A 22,029-nucleotide genomic window follows, 5' to 3' on the forward strand; every position below is an offset into this window, starting at 1 on the left:
TAGGCCGCGAACAACGAAAAAACGGATCGCCACCGGTGCGACCCGTTTTCTGAAGACAGACAGGCTCGGCCGTGCGACGCCGCGCCGGTGCCGCTACGCCACCGAAAAATCCGCGTTGGTGATCGCCAGATTGGTACCGACAGTGGCGAAATGGATGCGCACCGCGATGCCCGTTCCGTCCGCGTCGTAGAACAGCTTGCCCGTATCGGTCTCGTAGATGATGCGGTCGCTGGCATCGTTGGCGCTGCCCGTCGTGTTCGCCCGGAACGCGGCGGCGGACAACGTACCGACGGACAAGGCGGTGAAGACGGTATCGGAAAGCAGAAAACGGTCATCTGCCGCGTTGAAATCGACGATCGTGTCGATATTGCCCGCATTCGGCGCCGTGGCGAAGACGAACGTGTCCTTGCCGGCCAGTCCGCGCAGCGTGTCGCTGCCGCCCTTGCCCTCCAGCCGGTTGTCGCCATAGTTGCCGACGATATCCTGGGCGAATTCGTTGCCCGTCAGCTTGAGCGGAGTCGTACTCGTGGAACTGTTCGTCGTCAGGCTTTCAACTTGAACGCCCTTGCCGAGCGTGTAATCGACAGCCGCCATCACCCGGTCGGCGGTGCCTTGCGAGGCGCCTTCCACAATGATGTCGCCGGTGTTGTAGACCCGGTAGATATCGTTGCCGCCCAACCCGCTCATCGTATCGGCGGCCCCAGAGCCTCCGTCATGCAGGATGTTCGCGCCTGCATTGCCGGTAATCGTCTGCTTCAGCGCATTGCCGGTCAGGTCGATCGACGCGGTACCGCCCGAACCGTTCGTCGTCATCACCTCGACATGGACGCCGGTACCAAGCACATAGTCGACCCCCGCCGCGACACGATCGGCCGTGCCGCCCGAGGCGGCCTCTATGATCGTGGTGCCGGAAGTATAGACCAGATAGGTATCGTTGCCGTTGAGACCCCTCAGGACGTCCGCGGCGCCGGCGCCATCACGCAGGACGTTGTCGCCGTAATTGCCAGTGATCTCCTGGCTCAGCGCGTTGCCGGTCAGGTTGATGGCCGCCGTGCCGGTCGACGAGGTCGTCGTCAACTGTTCGACATAGACGCCGCTGGCAAGCACATAACTCGCACGCGCCATCACCCGGTCGGCGGTCCCTTCGTTGGAGCCTTCCATAACCTGGTCGCCGGCGTTGTCGACGATCAAGATGTCGTTGCCGAGCCCTCCGGTGAGCTTGTCGACGCCCGTGCCGCCATCCAGCCGGTCGTCGCCGCCGAGCCCCGAAACCTGATCGTTGCCACCCAGCGCATTGATGATGTCGGGACCGCCCGTTCCGGTCAGTATGTCGTTGCCTTCCGTCGGACCGGCCAGTGGCGGACCGTTCTTGATGGTTATCGTCGGGATCGGCATTGTCCCGGCGATTGGCGATCCCGCGACGGGCGAGAATTTCAGCGTGAAGGATTCATCCGCTTCATTGAGCGTGTCGCCGAGGACATTGATGGTCACCGTGGCGCGTGTCTGGCCGGCCTTGAAGGTCACCGTGGTGTCGACAAGGTCGAAATCCTTGCCGGCGACCGCGGTTCCGTTCGTCGCGCCGATGGTGAAGGTGATCGGCGCATCGGCAGTCTGCGATAGCTCGATGGCGAATTCGTACGCGGTGCTGGCGTCCCCGGTCTCCTTGACGACGGCATCGAGCGCCGAAAGCGCCACATTCGGCCCGACCCCGTCATCGTCCAATACGTATCCCACGGAGAGCAGATTGGTGCCGCCACCGGCAAACTGTGCGCCAGTCGGGTTGGAAAGCCTGAGCAATATGGTTTCATCGCGCTCGTCGAGGCTGTCGCCATCCGTCAGGATGAAGATGCTCTTGGTCGTCTCGCCAACTGCGAATGTCAGAGTCCCGTTGTTTTCGGAATCGCTGGAAGCGTAGTACAGGTCGGCGTCCGCCGCGGTGCCCAGGAGGGTGCTGTAATCGACGGAGACCGGGCTGTCGGAGGCTTCCGATAGGGTGACGACGAAACGCAGGTAGTTGCTGGAGCTTTCGACGACGGCATCGCCTTCGATCGAGATCGTCGGACCGCTTCCGGTGTCGTCGTCCAGGATCGTCGCCTCGCCGACTGCGCCCGCCATGCCGATCGACACCCCGCTCGTCGGCGGCGTCACCGCCAGCGAAAACGTCTCCGTCAGTTCCGAGACCGTGTTGCCCAGCACCGAGACCGACACATAGGCCACCTCCTGTCCGGCCACGAAGGACAGCGTCCCGCTCTTGGCCTGATAGTCCGAACCCGCCACCGCCGTGCCGTCGATCGTCGTGTAGGTGGCGCTGAAGGAACTCGGCGCCGGCTGCGACAGCCGCACCTCGAACACCGCCGTCTTGCTGCCGCTGTCGCCCTCGACCAGAACCGGGTCCGACACGAAGAAGGCAAGGTTCGAGCCGCTGCCGTCATCGTCCAGGATCACCCCGGTGGAACGCAGCACCGGACCGCCGCCGGCGAAGGAACTGCCTGCCGAAGGGTCGAACAGTTCGACCACCACATGCTCGTCGCGCTCGTCGAGGCTGTCGCCATCCGTCAGGATGTAGATGCTCTTGGTCGTCTCGCCGGGTGCAAAGACGATCGTGCCGTTGTTGTCGGAATTGGTCGAAGAATAATACAGGTCGGCGTCCTGCGCCGTCCCCGCCAGCAGCGTCCGATAGTTCACCTCGACCGCATCCACCGAAGGCTCGGACAAAGTGACGACGAAGCGCAGGTAGTTGTTGGAGCTTTCGACGACGGCATCGCCCTCGATCGAGATCGTCGGACCGCTTCCGGTGTCGTCGTCCAGGATCGTCGCCTCGCCGACTGCGCCCGCCGTGCCGATCGACACCCCGCTCGTCGGCGGCGTCACCGCCAGCGAGAACGTTTCCGTCAGTTCCGAGACGGTATTGCCCAGCACCGACACCGACACATAGGCCACCTCCTGTCCGGCCACGAAGGACAGCGTCCCGCTCTTGGCCTGATAGTCCGAACCCGCCACCGCCGTGCCGTCGATCGTCGTGTAGGTGGCGCTGAACGAACTCGGCGCCGGCTGCGACAGCCGCACCTCGAACACCGCCGTCTTGCTGCCGCTGTCGCCCTCGACCAGAACCGGGTCCGACACGAAGAAGGCAAGGTTCGAGCCGCTGCCGTCATCGTCCAGGATCACCCCGGTGGAACGCAGCACCGGACCGCCGCCGGCGAAGGAACTGCCTGCCGAAGGGTCGAACAGTTCGACCACCACATGCTCGTCGCGCTCGTCGAGGCTGTCGCCATCCGTCAGGATGTAGATGCTCTTGGTCGTCTCGCCGGGTGCAAAGACGATCGTGCCGTTGTTGTCGGAATTGGTCGAAGAATAATACAGGTCGGCGTCCTGCGCCGTCCCCGCCAGCAGCGTCCGATAGTTCACCTCGACCGCATCCACCGAAGGCTCGGACAAAGTGACGACGAAGCGCAGGTAGTTGTTGGAGCTTTCGACGACGGCATCGCCCTCGATCGAGATCGTCGGACCGCTTCCGGTGTCGTCGTCCAGGATCGTCGCCTCGCCGACTGCGCCCGCCGTGCCGATCGACACCCCGCTCGTCGGCGGCGTCACCGCCAGCGAGAACGTTTCCGTCAGTTCCGAGACGGTGTTGCCCAGCACCGACACCGACACATAGGCCACCTCCTGTCCGGCCACGAAGGACAGCGTCCCGCTCTTGGCCTGATAGTCCGAGCCCGCCACCGCTGTGCCGTCGATCGTCGTGTAGGTGGCGCTGAACGAACTCGGCGCCGGCTGCGACAGCCGCACCTCGAACACCGCCGTCTTGCTGCCGCTGTCGCCCTCGACCAGGACCGGGTCCGACACGAAGAAGGCCAGGTTCGAGCCGCTACCGTCATCGTCCAGGATCACCCCGGTGGAACGCAGCACCGGACCGCCGCCGGCGAAGGAACTGCCTGCCGAAGGGTCGAACAGTTCGACCACCACATGCTCGTCGCGCTCGTCGAGGCTGTCGCCATCCGTCAGGATGTAGATGCTCTTGGTCGTCTCGCCGGGCGCAAAGACGATCGTGCCGTTGTTGTCGGAATTGGTCGAAGAATAATACAGGTCGGCGTCCTGTGCCGTCCCCGCCAGCAGCGTCCGATAGTTCACCTCGACCGCATCCACTGAAGGCTCGGACAAAGTAACGATGAACTCTATGTAATTGTTGGACGATTCGACGACATCCGTCCCCAGGATGCTCACTACGGGCATCGTTCCCCCTTCAATCCAGGATTTCAGACAGAGAATTATTTTGAATCTATTTCATACGTTTGAACTATGGTCAATTCTCATAACATTGAATCGAAGGAGTCTTTTGCATATTCCTTAAGACTATTGAGGTAGCCAGATCCGGAACGACCACCCGAATGTTTTCTTAGCCGTCTGCATTGCAGCAACGGTGATCCCTCGGCTTTTGATCAGTAAGTGCCACCGTCCGGGCAAGTCACATTCAAAGGACACCATTCCGTTTCCTACCCGGCGACGCAGCCTTCTCATGGATCGTCCCTTCATCCTGCAGGCCGGACCGATCGGGCATCAGCATCCGAGGCATCGGCAGATGGCGCGGGCCGTCGATGGCGCTTGCGCCATCCCCGTTATCCACACCCCTCACCCACAAGATGTTGGGGTCACAAAAGCTGCACAAACGAATCGTTGACGCCGCCAAACGAGTCGTCTCATATGGATCATGTGCTCCTGTTGCGGGCGCGACCGGCGGCTCTGTCGCTGGCCTGATTCAGCGGATCTCCAAGCGTTTCCAGGCATTTGGCCGCCATCCCGGCGGTCGGGTTCCCGTGGGCGCTTCCGTGTCTGTTTTTTCGCGTCCCGCGTCGGAAAAATGTGGCAGGAAAAGTGTGGTTAACCTATATTTAGTGTTTACGGACGACGATAGACGCTAGATGAAGTGGTTAGCCGACTGTCCGGAGAATCGCCAAGGATGGGGAAGACAGGCCGGGACGGGCCAGCTTTCCGGACCGAAAAGGCGCTCCAGGGGGCTGCTTTCCGGACGTGGACGGAAGGTTTCGGAGCGAAGGTGCCGCGGCCATGAAGGCTGCGGCGAGCGGTGGATCGCGCAAGACCCATGAATGCCGGTGGCAGGCCGGCGGGCAAGCGCTATATGTAGATTGATGAAGGACTGATACCCATGCTGATCGAGCGGCGTTTCACCAGGTCCGGCCAGTCGCCTTACGCGGAGATCGCGTTCCGCAAGGCGGTGAGCGAGATCAAGAACCCGGACGGCTCCATCGTCTTCCGCCTGGCTGACATCGACGTGCCCCAGCAGTTCTCCCAGGTCGCAGCCGACATCCTCGCCCAAAAGTATTTCCGCAAGGCTGGCGTGCCGGCGAAGCTGAAGAAGGTCGAGGAGACCGCCGTCCCCTCCTTCCTCTGGCGCTCCGTGCCCGACGAAGCGGCCCTTGCGCTGCTGCCGGAAAACGAACGCTACGGCTCCGAGACCGACGCCCGCCAGGTGTTCGACCGGCTGGCCGGCACCTGGACCTATTGGGGGTTCAAGGGCGGCTACTTCAAATCCGAGGACGACGCACTCGCCTTCCGCGACGAACTCGCCTACATGCTCGCCACCCAGCGCGTTGCGCCCAACTCGCCGCAATGGTTCAACACCGGCCTGCATTGGGCCTATGGCATAGACGGCCCCGGCCAGGGCCATTTCTACGTCGATCCCTTCACCGGCAAGCTGACCAAGTCGAAGTCCGCCTATGAGCATCCGCAGCCGCATGCCTGTTTCATCCAGGGCGTGCAGGACGACCTCGTCAACGAGGGCGGCATCATGGACCTGTGGGTGCGCGAAGCGCGCCTGTTCAAATACGGCTCCGGCACCGGTTCCAACTTCTCCATGCTGCGCGGCGAGGGCGAGAAGCTCTCCGGCGGCGGCAAGTCGTCGGGCCTGATGAGCTTCCTGAAGATCGGCGACCGCGCCGCCGGCGCCATCAAGTCGGGCGGCACGACGCGCCGCGCCGCGAAAATGGTCATCGTCGACGCCGACCATCCCGACATCGAGGCCTTCATCAACTGGAAGGTGAAGGAGGAGGAGAAGGTCGCCTCGCTGGTCACCGGCTCCAAGATCGTCAAGAAGCATCTTGCCGCGATCATGAAGGCCTGCGTCAATTGCGAAGGCCATGACGACGATTGCTTCGATCCGTCGATCAACACCGCGCTGAAGCGCGAGATCAAGGCGGCCAAGAAGGATTCCGTTCCCGAAAACTACGTCAAGCGCGTCATCCAGTTCGCCAGGCAGGGCTATACGTCGATCGATTTCCAGACCTACGACACCGACTGGGATTCCGACGCCTATCTCACCGTCTCCGGCCAGAACTCCAACAACTCGATCTCGCTCAAGGACAATTTTCTGCGCGCGGTGGAGAAGGACGAGGACTGGAACCTCACCGGCCGCATCAGCGGCAAGGTGATGAAGACGCTGAAGGCGCGCGACCTGTGGGAGAAGATCGGCTATGCCGCCTGGGCCTCCGCCGACCCCGGCCTGCATTTCAACACGACGATGAACGACTGGCACACCTGCGTGTCTGCCGGCGCCATCCGCGCATCCAATCCCTGCTCGGAATACATGTTCCTCGACGACACGGCCTGCAACCTCGCCTCCATCAACCTCCTGCCCTACCGCAATGCCGACGGCACGATCGACATCGCCGCCTACGAGCATTCGGTGCGGCTGTGGACCATCGTGCTCGAAATCTCCGTCATGATGGCGCAGTTCCCGTCGAAGGAGATCGCAAAACAGTCCTACGAATACCGCACGCTCGGCCTCGGCTACGCCAATATCGGCGGCCTGCTGATGACCTCCGGCATCCCCTACGATTCCACCGAGGGCCGCGCCATCTGCGGCGCGCTCACCGCCATCATGACCGGCGTCGCCTATGCGACCTCGGCCGAAATGGCCGGCGAGCTCGGCGCCTTCCGCGACTACGACAGCAACGCCGACCACATGCTGCGCGTCATGCGCAACCACCGCCGCGCGGCCTATGGCGAGCGCGACGGCTACGAGAAGCTCGCGGTCAACCCCGTGCCGCTCGCCCATTCCGACCTGAAGCAGGCAGCTCTTGGCGAGCATGCCAAGGCCGCATGGGACCGCGCCATCGAACTCGGCGAGGAGCATGGCTATCGCAACGCCCAGGCCACCGTCATCGCGCCGACCGGCACGATCGGCTTGGTCATGGATTGCGACACCACCGGCATCGAGCCCGATTTCGCGCTGGTGAAGTTCAAGAAGCTCGCCGGCGGCGGCTATTTCAAGATCATCAACGCCGCCGTTCCCGAGGCTTTGCGCACGCTGGGTTATTCCGAATCCCAGATCGCCGAGATCGACGCCTATGCCGTCGGTCACGGCAATCTGAACCAGGCGCCCACCATCAACCCCGGCTCGCTGCGCGCCAAGGGTTTTTCCGACGAAAAGATCGCCGCGCTGAACACCGCGCTGAAGTCGGCCTTCGATATCAAATTCGCCTTCAACCAGTGGACGCTGGGCGCCGACTGGGTGAAGACGACGCTGGGTTTCACCGACGAGCAGCTCAACGATTTCTCCTTCGACATGCTGGCCTCGCTGGGCTTCACCCGCAAGGAAATCGAGGCCGCCAACATCCATGTCTGCGGCGCCATGACGCTCGAAGGCGCGCCCTTCCTGAAGGCCGAACACCTGCCGGTGTTCGACTGCGCCAATCCCTGCGGCAAGATCGGCAAGCGCTATCTATCGGTCGAGAGCCACATCCGCATGATGGCGGCGGCGCAGCCCTTCATCTCGGGCGCGATCTCGAAAACCATCAACATGCCGAACGACGCCACCGTCGAGGATTGCAAGAACGCCTACATGCTCTCGTGGAAGCTGGCGCTGAAGGCCAACGCGCTCTACCGCGACGGCTCGAAACTGTCGCAGCCGCTCAACGCCTCGCTGATTGCCGACGACGAGGACGACGAGGACGACGCCGTCGAGGCGCTGATCGCGGCGCCTGCCGCCGCCAAGGCCGTGCAGGTCACCGAGAAGATCGTCGAGCGCGTGGTGGAACGCCTCTACCGTGATCGCGAAAAGCTGCCGAACCGCCGCCAGGGTTACACCCAGAAGGCGATCGTCGGCGGCCACAAGGTCTATCTCCGCACCGGCGAGTTCGGCGACGGCCGCATCGGCGAGATCTTCATCGACATGCACAAGGAGGGCGCCGCCTTCCGCGCGATGATGAACAATTTCGCCATCGCGATCTCGCTCGGCCTGCAATATGGCGTGCCGCTGGAGGAGTATGTGGATGCCTTCACCTTCACCAAATTCGAGCCGGCGGGCGTGGTCATCGGCAACGACGCGATCAAGAACGCCACCTCGATCCTCGACTACGTCTTCCGCGAACTCGCCGTCTCCTATCTTGCCCGCCACGACCTCGCCCATGTCGACCAGTCGGATTTCGGCAACACCTCGCTCGGCCGCGGCATCGAGGAAGGCAAGACCAACCTCGTCTCCACCGGCTGGACCCGCGGCCACAAGCCGACGCTGGTGGCGAGCGAGCCGAAAGGGTTTGCCGGCAAGGCGCCGGCCGGCACTTCCGCCCCTGCGGCAACCCCTGCCCGCGCCGCCCCGACCGCCTGGAGCGGCTCCAACGTCCGCTCCATCTCGTCGGCCCATGCGGCGACGGCGCTGAAGCCGGTCGTCTCCGAATTTTCGGAAGAAGCGACGGCCTTCAAGCGTGACTACGAGGAGCGCGCGGCGGAATTCGCCGAAGACATCGAAGCCGACAGCCCACCCGACCTGTTCGACGCCCCCTCGCCCGCCACCGCCCTGTTTTCCGACAAGGCCCAGGCCGACGCCTCCGCCGCCAAGGCGCTCGCCGCCGAACGCCGGCAGCAGGCGCTGATGCAGGGTTATACGGGCAACATGTGCTCGGAGTGCCAGAATTTCACGATGGTTCGGAATGGGACGTGCGAGAAATGCGATACTTGCGGGGCGACGAGCGGGTGTAGTTGAGACAAAAAGGTCTTCGTGCGTGCAAGGCATTTGCCTTGCACGCAAAGTTCTATTAGAACAAATTAGCAACATTACGTCAGGATATCGTGACAAAGAACACCAAAGATAGGGCTGAACTCCGAAAGCTTTGAAAGAGTTATAACGACACATATGAGCGATTTTGACAGAATTTTAAAGGAACAGCATTGGCTAGTTGATCCACCGCCCGAAGTTCGGTTTAGAGCATCGGAAGAGCCCCTTTTGAACGCAGCGCTCGCTATATCCATATGCGCATACCCACAATCAAAACAAATAACCAGCGACGGAAAAGCGGCAAAATATTATTTCTCTCTTCTATCCTATATATTCCGTATCTCGAGAAGGATGGGGTATATTAATGAATTGCCGGCCTGGGCAAAGGCCATTCCCTCACGGAATTTACAAGGCATTTTGGATACTGGCTATGCTCGCTTAATGCGGACTATGGCCATAAGAGACGTGATATACTCAGCTTTGGTACGAAATACCCAACAGAAGGAAGCAAAGACAGGAGAGCGAACGACCTTCTCCTTAAATCTAAGCCCGGACCTAAAATCGATGAGAATTGAAATACCCATCGAATCTACGGAAAAGGGGACGCGATTCGTCGGTGGAATACCAGATAGCGCCCCCGCCTCGCTTCGCCAGACGATACTTTACCACCTTCCCGGATTGAGGCCGCATTTAGGACCAGCGACATCTGAACTGCGCGATGACGAAATTGACTATCAGAACATATATAACAGGTACCTGATATCAACTTTAAAAATACTCCCAATAGTAAACTTGGTTAAGATTCATATTGACGAACATTACAAAGAATCGGAACAAAGAAATATTGCAATTGATCAAATTTTGATGCGAAAGGCTATATGGGCAGCCGACCTTTCGAAAACGTTTAGAGATAGCATAGGTCACGCAGTTCACGTTTCGCGCCTATTGGGGCTTCCCTCGTGCGCCTGCAGTCTGGTGCAATTTTACGAGCCAGAGTGCGTTTCCCGAATAAACACATCCGAGGCTAGTGACCCTATCTCAGGAGGCGCCGAGTACCTCAACCGGACAGAGTCTTCGGTTTCTAGCCCTTCGGGGCGCTGAAGAGATGCGGGTTCGACTCCCGCCTCGGCTTCCAATCAATATCGCCAATGCTCGAGATTTGCGTGGCCGGCGACGCACTGCTCCCCCTTCTCCCCTTGTGGGAGAAGGGGGAGCCCTGGAGCGAACGCAGTGAGCGAAAGATCAGGCGACGGATGAGGGGTGTTGGAAGGAATGAGACGGTGGTGATCCGTCCAACACCCCTCATCCGTCTCGGCCTTCGGCCGATCCACCTTCTCCCACAAGGGGAGAAGGTAAGAGCGCTCACCTCCACGGCTGCAAACTCGTATCCCTCGCAAACGCGATGATCGTGTCGCAGGTGGAATCCAGTTCCCTCAAAACGTCGTCGTTCCAGAAGCGCAGCACGCGAAACCCGCGCGCCGTAAGTTCCACCGTCCGGATATCGTCGCGAACCTCACCCGCATGCTGGCAGCCATCGAGTTCAACGATCAGTTTTGCTTCCAGGCAAGCGAAGTCGGCCACGTAGGGTCCAATCGGCACCTGACGGCGGAACTTGATCCGGTCGAGGTGCCGCCCGCGCAGTTCCTTCCAAAGTTTTTGCTCCGCGTCCGTCATCTCACGGCGCAAAGTTTTTGCGAAACCGCGTTTGGCGGGAAGCACGGGCTGGTGCGGCATGCGGCCAGATTATGAGAATGTTGGAACAAGTAAATCGCCGGAGATCCGAATTCAGCGTTTCAATCTCCGCCAAGTTCAGCCCTGCGCCGCTCAAGCACGCGGATCATCCAGTTGAGAAACTGGAGTTCCTCTTCCCGCCTGAAGGCCGGCCCCCTCTATCCGGTTTGATCTTCTGCAAAGCCCTGTCGGGAAAGTTTTGGCGCCAGTTCGCGCCGAAGTGTCTCGTAGTCGGCCGCCGAGATCCGGTTCTTGCCGAGCTCATACTTGCTGATCTGGGACGCGGCCTTGTCGATCAAATGACCTGCCGTTGCCTGGTTCATACCGCGGGCTTTCCGCCATTCCAGGATGTCGCGTCCTTTCTCGATATCCTCTGGGCTGGGTTTCCGCGAACGCATGATCGGACTGATACATGGGGTCGAAGCGCGCGCAACAACCCAAGGTTCCGACGCGAGACCCTGGGTTCCGAGACCGATTATTTTTCACCCGCCCCAGACCTGCCTCGGATTGCCGCGCGCTTGCCGCAATCCGACCGCCTGCTGCCTTGGAGCATTACTCCTTGATATCCGGCTCCACCACCTTCGCCAGGTTTCGCAGAGATTCCTGCCATCCGAGATAGCAGGCATCGGGCGGGATGAGGTCCGGCACGCCCTCCTGGGTGATCTCGATCTCTGTGCCGACCGACACTTTTTTCAGCAGCACCGTCACCGTCATCTCGCCCGGCAGGTTCGGATCGTCGAAGCGGTCGGTGTAGCGCAGGCGCTCGCCCGGCACGAGTTCGAGATATTTGCCGCCGAAGGAATGGCTGTTTCCGGTGGTGAAGTTGCGGAACGACATCTTGTGGGCGCCGCCGACCTTCGCCTCGAGATGGTGGACGGTGCAGAGGAAACCGTTGGGCGGCAGCCATTTGGCGAGCGCGTCGGCTTCTGTGAAGGCGCGAAAAACCTTGTCCGGGCTGGTTGCCAGGACGCGGTGCAGGCGAATGGTGCTGGGCATTTGACTTTCCCTTGATTGAATCAGCTTACCCCGCAAGGACGCGCGCCACCGGCGAAATCTGACACCGGCATGTCAAAAATCTGGAGAAACGCCAAAACAGCCGTTGTCCGTTTGTTAGGCACGCTTGGCGAACACGCCGGCGCGCCGTATGGGCAGCCTTGCGTCCCGCCCCGCGCCGCGCCACAACGCAGCCGGGACAAAATTTTGGGGGGGGTGAAATGACCGGACGATTTCGCAACGCCGTTGCCGGGCTGGCGCTTTTCGGCGCGGCGGCGTTCGCCTGGCCCGCCCTTGCCCTCGATCCCGCGCCGCAGCCGGTGGTCGTCACCCCGCTCGCCTCGACCAACGTCACCGCCGCCGGCCAGCCGATCGTGCTGCCCCAAAAGGACGCGCGCGTCATCGCCTCGCAATTCGAGATCGCACCCGGCGCCACGCTGCCGGTGCACAAGCATCCGCATGCCCGCTACGCCTATGTGCAGGCCGGAAACCTGCGCGTCATCAATGCCGAGACCGGCCAGAGCACCGACTACAAGCCCGGCGACTTCATCGTCGAGATGATCGGCCTCTGGCACCAGGGCACGAACATCGGCACCGACATGGTGCGGCTGCTGGTGATCGACCAGGTCGAGGGCAACGAGCCGAACACGATTTTGAAACAGTAGGTTGCATTTTACCAGCGACTGCGTGAACTACTCGCCTGCCCCACAAATTCGGCGCTCGGCGCACACCTAGTCGCTAAGCCGACGCATCGGCCATTATTTTCAGACAGCGGTCAACTTCCCTACGGATTGTTTTCAAGGACCGCGCCAAACCGTCCAGATCGAACTTCGGAACGTGGTAGGCGCGTTGCGCCTCGGCAAAGCCCGGCCGCGCCGGTTGCTCCGTTCCCAGAACGGACAAAAGTTGTTCGAAGCGAGTTGCCGACATTCGGTTCTCGCCGCGTTCGTACTTGCCGATCTGAGTTGCGGACAAGTCAACCAAACTTCCCAGTTGCTCCTGCGTCAGGCGCTTGTCCTTACGCAAGCGCTTGATCAGATGGCCTCTCTCAATGTCTTGCCTGTCGGGACGTCGCGACTTCATTCGTCGAGAGATACACCGTGTCATTCAGCGATCAACAACCAGAGGTGTTTTTGCAGCAAAAACAACCCTGGGTGCTATCGCGAATCGACAAGATTTCACGCCGCCGCCATCGCCGGCTGCGCTTTTGCAAATGGCCGGAACGTCATGGCGATCAGCATGGCGGCGATGCCCATGCCCCACGAGCCGATATAGAGCCAGGCATAGCTGTCGAAACGGTCGTAGATCAGCCCGCCCAGCAGCGGGCCGGTCGACATGCCGAGGCTGCCGGCCATGGCGGTGCCGCCGATGATGGTGCCCATCATGCGCATCGGAAAGTTATCGCGCACGATCACCGCGTAGAGCGGCATGATGCCGGCATAGAGGAAGCCGACCAGCACCGCGACGGCGTAGAAACCGCCGAGTTGGCTGACGAAGACGTAGGCGAGCACGCCGAACGCCTGCGCGAAGAGGCCGAGCACCAGCACGCGCTGCGCGCCGAACCGGTCGCCCATCAGGCCGAAGGCGATGCGCCCGCCCATGCCGGCCAGCCCCTCGACGCTATAAATGGTGACGGCCGCGATCATCGGGATGCCGCAGGTCACGGCGTAGCTGACGGTATGGAAGATCGGCCCGGAATGGGTGGCGCAGCAGAAGAAATTGGCGAGCAGGAGCAAGATGAACTGCGGCGAGCGCACGGCCTCGCCCACCGTCATGTCCGATCGCGGCCCGCCCTCCTCCGCCGTCTCCGCGTGGCCTTTGGCCAGCGCCGGGGGGCTGCGCACGAACAGCGCCGCCGGGATCATCAGCACGGCGGCGATGCCCGCGATGATCAGCAGCGCGGTCCGCCAGTCGTGGATGGTGATCAGCCAGGCGGCGAGCGGCGACATGGTCATCGGCGCCATGCCCATGCCGGCCGAGACCAGCGAGACGGCCAGCCCGCGCTGCGTGTCGAACCAGCCGGTGACGGCCGCCATCATCGGCGCGAACACGGCGGCCGTCGCACCGCCCACCAGAACGCCGAAGACGAGCTGGAATTCGAGCAGCGTCCTCGCCTGGCTGGCCAGCGCCAGGCTCGCCGCCAGGATGACCGATCCGGCCAGCACCACCGGGCGCGGGCCGAACCGGTCGGACAGGTTTCCCCACACCATGCTCGCCGCCGCCAGCGCCAGAAAACCGATGGTCATGGCGCTGGAAATGCCGGTCACCGACCAGCCGGTGTCCTTCGACATGGTCAGCAAAAACACCGGCAGCGAAAACATGGCGCCGATGGCGACGCAGCCGAGCAGGCCTCCTGCCGCGACGATCACCCAGCGATAGGAATGATTCATGACCTTCTCCCGAAGTGGCACGGCCGAAACACCGCTTGGGCAAGGAACGCGCAGGCTTGCCGGGTCCCGACACTTCGGAAGAATTTTTGTCCAAACCGCCGCCGCTGTCACGCGGCGCGGCGGCGGATAGCGGAACTTATTCCGCCGCGATCTTGTCCTGCGTCTGCGTCTCGAAATCGCTGGCGTCGTGGCGTTCGCGCAGCTGGCTGGAAAGCTCGCCGCTGGTGCGGTTGACCATGCGCCCGCGCTTGGCCGCCGGTCGCGCAAAAATCTGGTCGGCCCAGCGGATGACGTTGGTGTATTCGTGAACGGCCAGGAACTCGCCAGCGTCATACTGCCAGCCCTTTGCCATGCCGCCATACCAGGGCCAGATTGCCATGTCGGCGATGGTGTATTCGCTACCCGCCACATATTTGTTGTCGGCCAGCCGGCGGTCGAGCACGTCAAGCTGGCGCTTGGTCTCCATGGCGTAGCGGTCGATGGCGTATTCGATTTTTTCCGGCGCATAGGCGAAGAAATGCCCAAACCCGCCGCCGAGGAAGGGCGCGCTGCCCATCTGCCAGAACAGCCACGACAGCGTTTCCGCGCGGGCGGGCTGGCTGGTCGGCAGGAAGGCGTTGCCGAACTTTTCCGCCAGATACATCAGGATCGCACCGGATTCGAATACCCGGATCGGCGCCGCGCCGCTGCGGTCGAGCAGTGCGGGGATCTTCGAATTGGGATTGATGTCGACAAAACCGCTGCCGAACTGCTCGCCCTTACCGATGTTGATCAGCCAGGCATCGTATTCGGCACCCTCGTGGCCGAGCGCCAGAAGCTCCTCCAGCATCACCGTCACCTTCACGCCGTTCGGCGTTCCCAGCGAATAAAGCTGCAGCGGGTGCTTTCCGACCGGCAGTTCCTTCTCATGCGTGGCCCCGGCGATCGGCCGGTTGATGTTGGCGAACTGACCGCCATGGCCTTGCTTCCAGCTCCAGACTTTCGGCGGCGTGTAGGATTGTGCATCGGACATTTTTGGGAATCCCGCGTGGATGGAAGATTTGGTTCGGCGGACCGCCCGAAAGCCGGCTGTCCACATGCTTGCGCCTGCCCGCCCGGACCGTCTGCCGAGAGAGATCGTCGGTCAAGATCAGATAGGTCGCGCACCGGCGCGCCGCCAGCACGACAAGGCCGATCCGCTCAAAAACCTCAACTCGCTTTTCCGACGACAAGGACGGCGTTCCGCCATGCTTGTCGTTTTCCGGCGGATCATGCGAAAAGGCGGTTGCAACGGAGGCTTGCGGTGAGACGACACACGACCGGTTTGCGCAATATCTCATTCTGGCTGCTGCTGGCCGCGATGCTGCTTTGCGCGCTTGCGCCGGCGAAGGCGCTGGATCTTTCAGCGCTTTACAGCACGCAGGCGATCGTCACAGGCGCTGACGAAAGAAATCGCCAGCCCGGTTTCGAGGAGTGTTTTCGAAGGGTGCTCGTCAAGGTCTCCGGCGACCAGACGGTGCTGGACGATCCGGCCCTCGCCGCCGCGCTGCCGCATGCCGGCGGCTTCGTCGCCGCTTATCGCTATCGCGACCGGATGGAAGGCATCCCGATCCACGACGAGCAAGGCACGCACGACCGGCCGCACGATCTCTATTGCTCCTTCGACCGCGACCGGATCGACGCTTTCCTGCAAAAGCTCGGCCGCAAGCCATGGCTGGAGGAGCGCCCGCGCCTCATCGTCTTCCTCGCAGTGCGCCAGGCGGACAAGGCCTTCGTGCTGTCGCGCAACGGCGCCGACGGCCTGTCCATCCGCCAGTCGCTCGCCGCGGCGGGCGAACCGCTGGCACTGCCGGTCGGCCTGCCGGATTCGGCGACTCTGGCCAGTGCGGCGCTCAACGCCGACACTTTGCCGAAGGTCGAGATGGCCGACCTCGCGGCGATCGCAAGCCGCTATGACGGCGCCGCCGCGCTGGCCGGCAGCCTGTCGTGGAGCGACGAGGATCGCGGCTGGGTCGCCGAGTGGCGGCTGCAAAGCTCCGACATCATTTATGAATGGCAGCAACGCGGCGTCAGCTTCGACGATGCGTTCCGCAATGCGCTGGCCGGCAGCCTGCAGGTGCTCTCCGGCAACGGCCAGCCACGATAGCCGCGCATCCCGTCGCATTGGTCGGCGTTGCCTCCTGTGCTATGAGGCCGCCCTGGAGACAGCGTCATGAACAAGCACACCTTTCCCGCCGGCAGCCGCAGCGTCGACGAGATCACCCAGAGCCGCCGTCTGCGCCGCATGCGCAAGGCCGACTGGTCGCGCCGGCTGGTGCAGGAAAACCGGCTGACCGTCGACGATCTGATCTGGCCGATCTTCATCATCGACGGCGAGAACCGCCGCGAGGACATTCCGGCCATGCCCGGCGTGTTCCGCATGTCGATCGACCTCGCCGTCAGGGAAGCCGAGCGAGCGGCGAAGCTCGGCATACCGGCGCTGGCGACCTTCCCCAATGTCGACCTGTCGCTGCGCGACCAGACCGGCTCGGCGATCCTCGACCCGGACAATCTGATCAACCGCGCCACCCGCGCCCTCAAGAAGGCGGTGCCGGAGATCGGCGTCATCACCGACGTGGCGCTTGACCCGTTCACCAGCCATGGCCATGACGGCATTTTGCGCGATGGGCTGATCGTCAACGACGAGACCGTGTCGCAGGTCGCCGCGGCGGCCGTGCTTCAGGCGCGCGCCGGGACCGACATCATCGCGCCGTCCGACATGATGGACGGCCGCATCGGCGCAATCCGCGACGCGCTCGACGCCGCCGGATTCCAGGACGTGGCGATCATGTCCTACGCGACGAAATTCGCCTCGGCCTTCTACGGTCCCTACCGCGAGGCGATCGGAACGAAGGGCCTGCTGAAGGGCGACAAGAAGACCTATTATCTCGACCACGCCAATTCGGACGAAGCCGTGCGCGAGGCCGAGCAGGACCTGGCTGAGGGCGCCGACATGCTCATGGTCAAGCCCGGCCTGCCCTATCTCGACATCATCCGGCGCCTGAAGGACGAATTCGCCATGCCGACCTTCGCCTACCAGGTGTCGGGCGAATATTCGATGATCAAGGCCGCCGCCGCGAATGGCTGGATCGACGGCGACAAGGCGATGCTGGAATCGCTCACCGCCTTCAAGCGCGCCGGCTGCGACGGTATTTTGACCTATTTCGCGCCGCAGGTGGCGGAGATGCTGAGGGGTTGACGCCAGAGGAGCCTACGTCTCCGGAAAATCCGGCAGGCTCTTGAAGGCGTTCTTCAGCGCGTTCGACCAGCCGTCCGAAACCGTTCGGTAATACGGATCGTCCTGGCCAATGCGCTTCTGCACGCCGACCTGGAAGGCGTCCTTCTCGTAGAACAGCAGGTCAAGCGGCAGGCCGACCGACAGGTTCGACTTCAGTGTCGAATCGAACGAGACGATCAGCAGCTTCACCGCTTCGGCGAAACTCATCTCGCGGTCATAGGTCCTGACGATGATCGGCTTGCCGTATTTTGTCTCGCCGACCTGGAAGAACGGCGTGTCGTCGGTCGATTCGATGAAATTGCCTTCCGGGTAGATCATGAACAGGCGCGGCACCGAGCCGCGGATCTGGCCGCCGAGGATGAAGGAGGCGTTGAAGTAGCTGTCAGCCTTCTGGCCTGTCGGCGAGGAATTCTGGATGACCTCCTTGACCGTGTCGCCGATCAGCCGCGCCGTCTGATACATGGACGGCGTTTCCAGCACCGCGGATTTGCGCTCCTCCAGCGGCTTGGCGCGGCCGTTGAGCAGGCTGACGACGTTCTGTGTGGTGGCGAGATTGCCGGCCGACATCAGCACGACGACGCGCTCGCCTGGCTTTTCCCACACATGCATCTTGCGGAAGGTGGAGATCGAATCGATGCCGGCATTGGTGCGCGTGTCCGACATGAACACGAGCCCGCGATCGATCTTGAGGCCGACGCAATAGGTCATCGAAACAATTCCGGCTCGGGCGTATCGATATCAAGCTCGGCGGTCAGCCCGAATCCCGCGTCCCCTGCGATCAAACAGGCAGCGGATTACTGCTCTACCGTGATCTGGACCGCAAGCGCTTCCGATGCCTGTCCCAGTCTAATGCCGGAAACTGGCGTCGCCTCGCGATAATCGCGGCCGACCGCAAGGCGGACGTAGCGTTCGTCCGGCGAGATCCGGTTGGCGGCGTCGAACGCCACCCAGCCCAGCGCGCTGACATGCGCCTCCGCCCAGGCGTGGCTGGCGACCTGGTTCACCGTGCCGTCCATCAACAGGTAACCGCTGACGTAGCGCGCGGGAAAGCCGAGGCAGCGCGCGGCGGCGATGAAGATGTGGGCATGATCCTGGCAGACACCACTGCCGAGTTTCAGCGCCTCTTCCGCCGTCGTCCCGGCATCGGTGCTGCCGACCAAATAGGACACACGGTCGGCGATGGCGTTCATCAAATCGTGCAGACGGTCGAGTTCGGCGGCGGGCGCGATGGTCTCGGCGAGATGCACGATCTCCTCGCCCGGCGCGGTCAGCGCAGTCTGGCGGCTGAACAGCCACAGCGGCGCGAACCCCTGGTGTTGGCCGGTGATGCCAGCGGTGTCGAAGGATTCGATGATGCCGCCGGCCTCGACCGACACGACATGCGGATCGCCCTCGACGCTGACCAGCCGCGTGTCATTGCCGAACTGGTCGACGAAACGAAGCTCCTCGCGCGCACCCTCGATCTTCAGCCCCCAGGACACGATCGCCTGGGTCGAGCCGCTGAGCGGCGTCAGCCGCAGCCGCTGCAACCCGTACTGGACCGGGACATCGTAGCGATACTCGGTGCGATGCGTGATTTTCAGGCGCATGAAAGCAATGAGGCTCGGAGGATCCGTGAAACTCTAATAGAATCGGTAGTTGCGCGCCACCTCTTCGCCGAGGCGGTTGTTGTCCTGGATGAAGCCGGTCAGGAACTCATGCAGGCCTGTGTCGAATATCTGCTTGATCGTCGAATTTTTCAGCTTGGCCGTGATCGTGGCCAGCGTCTCGTGGCATTCGTGCTTCACGCCATAAGCCTCCTCGAGATATTTGAGGCTGTCGGCAAGGTTGCGGTAGCAGAAGGCCAGCGAGCGGGGCATGCGGGCGTCGAGGATGAGATATTCCGCGATGTTGGTCGGCCGGTAGTCGGCCTCGTAGACCCAGCGGTAGGAACGATGCGCCGACACCGAGCGCAGGATCGATTCCCACTGGTAATTGTCCAGCGACGAGCCGACCCAATGGATGGACGGCAGCAGCACGTAATATTTGACATCGAGGATGCGCGCCGTGTTGTCGGCGCGCTCGATCAAGGTTCCAAGCTGCGAAAAATCGAAAATCTCGTTGCGCAGCATGGTGCCGTGGAACGTGCCGCGGATTTGCGCGGTCTCGCGCTTGATGGTGTCGAGCACGCTCGGCAGGTCGCGCTCGTCGACCGGACGCGCCAGCGCACGCTTGATCGCCATCCATGCCTCGTTGATCGATTCCCACGTCTCGCGGGTCAGTGCCGTGCGCACCATGCGCGCGTTGCTGCGCGCCGTCTCGATCGATGACAGCACGCTTGAGGAATTTGTGGTGTCGCGCAGCAGGAAATCCGCCACCGCCGGCGCCGAAACGTCCGCATGGCGGTTGCGGAAGGAAAGCTCGCAGCCGGCGCTGACCACGACCGAGTTCCACTCCTCGGCCGAACTCGCCGTGCGCGTCAGCGCCATGCGCAAGCCCGCATCGAGCAGCCGCGCCATGTTCTCGGCGCGCTCGATGTAGCGGTTCATCCAGTAGAGGCCGTTAGCGGTGCGACCCAAAAGCATGTCAGGGGGTCCTGTGGGTGGCGAATGGGCAGTAGGCAGTGGGCAGTAGGCAGTAGGGGAAGGAGGAACAGAGGGCCGAAAGCATTTACATGGTCCTTTGCAAACCTCGGATCAGAGCGCGCAACATCCTGCCGATCTCATCCGATCTTTGGAGCAGGCGAACCTCCTGCGTCGAGTCGAGATAGCCTATCCGCTTTGCTACGATCACATGCGTTTCAAGTTCCTTCAGCGACCCTTGTGCAATCCGCAGAAATTGAACGTAGGACCCGGCGTGATCCCGCCCATAACCTTCGGCAATATTGGCAGGTATTGACGTGCTCGCACGCCTGATTTGAGCAGTCAGGCCGTAGGTTTCACTCTGCGGGAAATTCTTGGTTTCTGCGTAACAGGATACGACCAGTTCAATGGCAGCCTGCCATACACGCAAGTCCCGATAGGACTCGATTGTCTTTTCCAGAGGCAGATTTTCTCGGACCTCTCCCATCCGGACTACTGCCTACTGCCTATTGCCGACTGCCTGACACTAATCATCCAACACCCAAGTGTCCTTCGTCCCCCCGCCCTGCGACGAGTTCACCACCAGCGACCCCTCCTTCAGCGCCACACGCGTCAGGCCGCCGGGCACGATCTGGACGCGGTCGGAGACCAGCACATAGGGGCGCAAATCGACATGGCGGGGTGCCAACCCCTTCTCGGTCAGGATCGGACAGGTCGACAGCGCCAGCGTCGGCTGGGCGATGTAGTTGGAGGGACGGGCCGCGAGCTTCTTGCCGAACTCCTCGCGCTCCTTCTTGGATGCCGTCGGGCCCACCAGCATGCCGTAGCCGCCGGAGCCGTGCACTTCCTTCACCACCAGCTCGGCCAGGTGCTCCTGAACGTATTTCAGGCTATCCGGCTCGGAGCAGCGCCAGGTCGGTATGTTGCCGAGGATGGCCTTGCGGCCGGTGTAGAACTCGACGATGTCCGGCATGTAGGAATAGATCGCCTTGTCGTCGGCGATGCCGGTGCCCGGCGCGTTGGCGATGGTGATGTTGCCGGCGCGGTAGACGTCCATGATGCCGGGCACGCCCAGCGTCGACTCCGGATTGAACGTCAGTGGGTCGAGGAAGGCGTCGTCGACGCGGCGGTAGAGCACGTCGATCTGCTTGAAACCCTCGGTGGTGCGCATCGCGACATGGCCGTCTATCACCCGCAGATCCTGGCCCTCGACCAGTTCGACGCCCATCTGGTCGGCCAGGAAGGCGTGCTCGAAGTAAGCCGAATTGTAGAGGCCCGGCGTCAACACCGCGATGGTGGGCGTGCCCTTCACGCCATCCGGGCGGACGGCCGCCAGCGACTGGCGCAGCAGTTTCGGATAATCCTCGACGGGCCGAACCTTGACGCGCTGGAACAGCTCGGGAAAGAGCTGCATCATCGTCTCGCGGTTCTCCAGCATGTAGGAGACGCCGGACGGCGTACGGGCATTATCCTCCAGAACGAAAAACTCGTCCTCGCCGGTGCGCACGATGTCGACGCCGATGATGTGCGTATAGACGCCGCCGGGCGGGCGCACGCCGATCATCTCAGGCAGGAACGCCTCGTTGTTGGCGATGAGTTCCTTCGGGATGCGGCCGGCCCGCAGAATCTCCTGGCGATGATAGATATCATCGAGAAAAGCGTTGAGCGCCTGTACCCGCTGCTCGATGCCGTGGGTCAGCCGCCGCCATTCCTGGCCGGAAATGATGCGCGGCACGATGTCGAACGGAATGAGGCGCTCGGCGGATTCCGCCTCGCCATAGACGGCGAAGGTGATGCCAGTCTTGCGGAAGACGCGCTCGGCATCGCGCATCTTTTCCGTCAGCCGGACGGTGTCCTGTTCCTTTAGCCAGCTGTCATAGCCGAAATACGGTCTGCGGATACCGGATTTTTCCGGCGACATCTCATCGAACGCAACCAAGCGCGCACTCCCCTATGCCTGCATTTCAAATGCGTTGTTCCAGAAAAGCAAGTACAATCGGATGGTTGCGCGGCCAGAACAGACAAATGACGAATTTTGCCCAAGATACAGGCAGGCTGCGCAGCGCCTTTGCGGAAGGGTTGGGCAAA

The 22,029-nt window shown here is 62.2% G+C and carries 16 protein-coding genes; 4 read left to right on the forward strand and 12 right to left on the reverse strand.

Annotated features, from left to right (window positions below; translation table 11 throughout):
• Positions 1-93 precede the first annotated feature (93 nt).
• Positions 94-4,233, reverse strand: coding sequence for a Calx-beta domain-containing protein (locus ACSBOB_RS22135; protein WP_442578229.1), 4,140 nt, complete (start codon positions 4,231-4,233; stop codon positions 94-96).
• A 931-nt stretch (positions 4,234-5,164) separates the two neighbouring features.
• Between ACSBOB_RS22135 and ACSBOB_RS22140 the strand changes: the two genes are divergently transcribed.
• The gene (locus ACSBOB_RS22140; RefSeq protein ID WP_442578230.1) at positions 5,165-8,998 is read left to right on the forward strand and encodes a vitamin B12-dependent ribonucleotide reductase; all 3,834 of its coding nucleotides are present in this window, start codon (positions 5,165-5,167) and stop codon (positions 8,996-8,998) included.
• Positions 8,999-10,372: 1,374 nt separating this feature from the next.
• Here the strand turns inward: ACSBOB_RS22140 and ACSBOB_RS22145 are convergent.
• From ACSBOB_RS22145 to ACSBOB_RS22155, 3 genes are all read right to left on the reverse strand, one after another.
• Positions 10,373-10,684 (reverse strand): endonuclease domain-containing protein, encoded by a 312-nt coding sequence (locus tag ACSBOB_RS22145; protein WP_442578231.1) that lies wholly within the window; start codon positions 10,682-10,684, stop codon positions 10,373-10,375.
• 215 nt (positions 10,685-10,899) lie between these two features.
• Positions 10,900-11,064 carry a hypothetical protein gene (locus tag ACSBOB_RS22150; RefSeq protein ID WP_442578232.1) on the reverse strand — a complete coding sequence of 55 codons (165 nt, stop codon included), beginning with the start codon at positions 11,062-11,064 and terminating at the stop codon, positions 10,900-10,902.
• A 229-nt stretch (positions 11,065-11,293) separates the two neighbouring features.
• Positions 11,294-11,737 carry an SRPBCC family protein gene (locus ACSBOB_RS22155; RefSeq protein ID WP_442578233.1) on the reverse strand — a complete coding sequence of 148 codons (444 nt, stop codon included), beginning with the start codon at positions 11,735-11,737 and terminating at the stop codon, positions 11,294-11,296.
• A gap of 218 nt (positions 11,738-11,955) precedes the next feature.
• Here ACSBOB_RS22155 and ACSBOB_RS22160 point away from each other — a divergent pair, with 218 nt between their 5' ends.
• Positions 11,956-12,399, forward strand: a complete 444-nt coding sequence (locus tag ACSBOB_RS22160) for a cupin domain-containing protein (RefSeq protein WP_442578234.1) — start codon at positions 11,956-11,958, stop codon at positions 12,397-12,399.
• A 73-nt stretch (positions 12,400-12,472) separates the two neighbouring features.
• Here ACSBOB_RS22160 and ACSBOB_RS22165 read toward each other — a convergent pair whose 3' ends face one another.
• The 3 genes from ACSBOB_RS22165 to yghU form a co-directional block, all read right to left on the reverse strand.
• Positions 12,473-12,760 (reverse strand): helix-turn-helix domain-containing protein, encoded by a 288-nt coding sequence (locus ACSBOB_RS22165; protein WP_442578235.1) that lies wholly within the window; start codon positions 12,758-12,760, stop codon positions 12,473-12,475.
• 152 nt (positions 12,761-12,912) lie between these two features.
• Positions 12,913-14,124 (reverse strand): MFS transporter, encoded by a 1,212-nt coding sequence (locus ACSBOB_RS22170; RefSeq protein WP_442578236.1) that lies wholly within the window; start codon positions 14,122-14,124, stop codon positions 12,913-12,915.
• Between the two features lie 136 nt (positions 14,125-14,260).
• Entirely contained in the window at positions 14,261-15,136 is an 876-nt protein-coding gene (gene yghU, locus ACSBOB_RS22175; RefSeq protein ID WP_442578237.1) for a glutathione-dependent disulfide-bond oxidoreductase, read from the reverse strand.
• Between the two features lie 270 nt (positions 15,137-15,406).
• Between yghU and ACSBOB_RS22180 the strand changes: the two genes are divergently transcribed.
• Both ACSBOB_RS22180 and hemB read left to right on the forward strand, forming a co-directional pair.
• Positions 15,407-16,249 carry a DUF2066 domain-containing protein gene (locus ACSBOB_RS22180; RefSeq protein WP_442578238.1) on the forward strand — a complete coding sequence of 281 codons (843 nt, stop codon included), beginning with the start codon at positions 15,407-15,409 and terminating at the stop codon, positions 16,247-16,249.
• A 66-nt stretch (positions 16,250-16,315) separates the two neighbouring features.
• Positions 16,316-17,341: a porphobilinogen synthase gene (gene hemB / locus ACSBOB_RS22185; RefSeq protein ID WP_442578239.1), complete on the forward strand. Its 1,026-nt coding sequence runs from the start codon at positions 16,316-16,318 to the stop codon at positions 17,339-17,341.
• A 12-nt stretch (positions 17,342-17,353) separates the two neighbouring features.
• On the opposite strand, the gene ACSBOB_RS22190 is transcribed toward hemB, so the two are convergent.
• From ACSBOB_RS22190 to ACSBOB_RS22210, 5 genes are all read right to left on the reverse strand, one after another.
• Positions 17,354-18,088 (reverse strand): peptidase, encoded by a 735-nt coding sequence (locus ACSBOB_RS22190; protein ID WP_442578240.1) that lies wholly within the window; start codon positions 18,086-18,088, stop codon positions 17,354-17,356.
• An 86-nt stretch (positions 18,089-18,174) separates the two neighbouring features.
• Positions 18,175-18,969 carry a transglutaminase family protein gene (locus tag ACSBOB_RS22195; RefSeq protein ID WP_442578241.1) on the reverse strand — a complete coding sequence of 265 codons (795 nt, stop codon included), beginning with the start codon at positions 18,967-18,969 and terminating at the stop codon, positions 18,175-18,177.
• 33 nt (positions 18,970-19,002) lie between these two features.
• Positions 19,003-19,944, reverse strand: coding sequence for an alpha-E domain-containing protein (locus ACSBOB_RS22200; RefSeq protein ID WP_442578242.1), 942 nt, complete (start codon positions 19,942-19,944; stop codon positions 19,003-19,005).
• Positions 19,945-20,029: 85 nt separating this feature from the next.
• Positions 20,030-20,428, reverse strand: coding sequence for a four helix bundle protein (locus tag ACSBOB_RS22205; protein ID WP_442578243.1), 399 nt, complete (start codon positions 20,426-20,428; stop codon positions 20,030-20,032).
• Between the two features lie 39 nt (positions 20,429-20,467).
• The gene (locus ACSBOB_RS22210) at positions 20,468-21,880 is read right to left on the reverse strand and encodes a circularly permuted type 2 ATP-grasp protein (RefSeq protein WP_442578244.1); all 1,413 of its coding nucleotides are present in this window, start codon (positions 21,878-21,880) and stop codon (positions 20,468-20,470) included.
• Between the last annotated feature and the right edge of the window lie 149 nt (positions 21,881-22,029).

Source organism: Mesorhizobium sp. KACC 23794, from assembly GCF_052180275.1.
GTDB lineage: Bacteria > Pseudomonadota > Alphaproteobacteria > Rhizobiales > Rhizobiaceae > Kumtagia.

What these genes read in the sequence shown, in the direction of transcription:
- ACSBOB_RS22200 (WP_442578242.1), bottom strand. Translation starts at nt 19,944, where the DNA reads ATGCTTTTGGGTCGCACCGCTAACGGCCTCTACTGGATGAACCGCTAC.
- ACSBOB_RS22155 (WP_442578233.1), bottom strand. Translation starts at nt 11,737, where the DNA reads ATGCCCAGCACCATTCGCCTGCACCGCGTCCTGGCAACCAGCCCGGAC.
- ACSBOB_RS22140 (WP_442578230.1), top strand. Translation starts at nt 5,165, where the DNA reads ATGCTGATCGAGCGGCGTTTCACCAGGTCCGGCCAGTCGCCTTACGCG.
- ACSBOB_RS22145 (WP_442578231.1), bottom strand. Translation starts at nt 10,684, where the DNA reads ATGACGGACGCGGAGCAAAAACTTTGGAAGGAACTGCGCGGGCGGCAC.
- ACSBOB_RS22135 (WP_442578229.1), bottom strand. Translation starts at nt 4,233, where the DNA reads ATGCCCGTAGTGAGCATCCTGGGGACGGATGTCGTCGAATCGTCCAAC.
- ACSBOB_RS22160 (WP_442578234.1), top strand. Translation starts at nt 11,956, where the DNA reads ATGACCGGACGATTTCGCAACGCCGTTGCCGGGCTGGCGCTTTTCGGC.
- ACSBOB_RS22195 (WP_442578241.1), bottom strand. Translation starts at nt 18,969, where the DNA reads ATGCGCCTGAAAATCACGCATCGCACCGAGTATCGCTACGATGTCCCG.
- ACSBOB_RS22190 (WP_442578240.1), bottom strand. Translation starts at nt 18,088, where the DNA reads ATGACCTATTGCGTCGGCCTCAAGATCGATCGCGGGCTCGTGTTCATG.
- ACSBOB_RS22205 (WP_442578243.1), bottom strand. Translation starts at nt 20,428, where the DNA reads ATGGGAGAGGTCCGAGAAAATCTGCCTCTGGAAAAGACAATCGAGTCC.
- hemB (WP_442578239.1), top strand. Translation starts at nt 16,316, where the DNA reads ATGAACAAGCACACCTTTCCCGCCGGCAGCCGCAGCGTCGACGAGATC.
- yghU (WP_442578237.1), bottom strand. Translation starts at nt 15,136, where the DNA reads ATGTCCGATGCACAATCCTACACGCCGCCGAAAGTCTGGAGCTGGAAG.
- ACSBOB_RS22170 (WP_442578236.1), bottom strand. Translation starts at nt 14,124, where the DNA reads ATGAATCATTCCTATCGCTGGGTGATCGTCGCGGCAGGAGGCCTGCTC.
- ACSBOB_RS22150 (WP_442578232.1), bottom strand. Translation starts at nt 11,064, where the DNA reads ATGAACCAGGCAACGGCAGGTCATTTGATCGACAAGGCCGCGTCCCAG.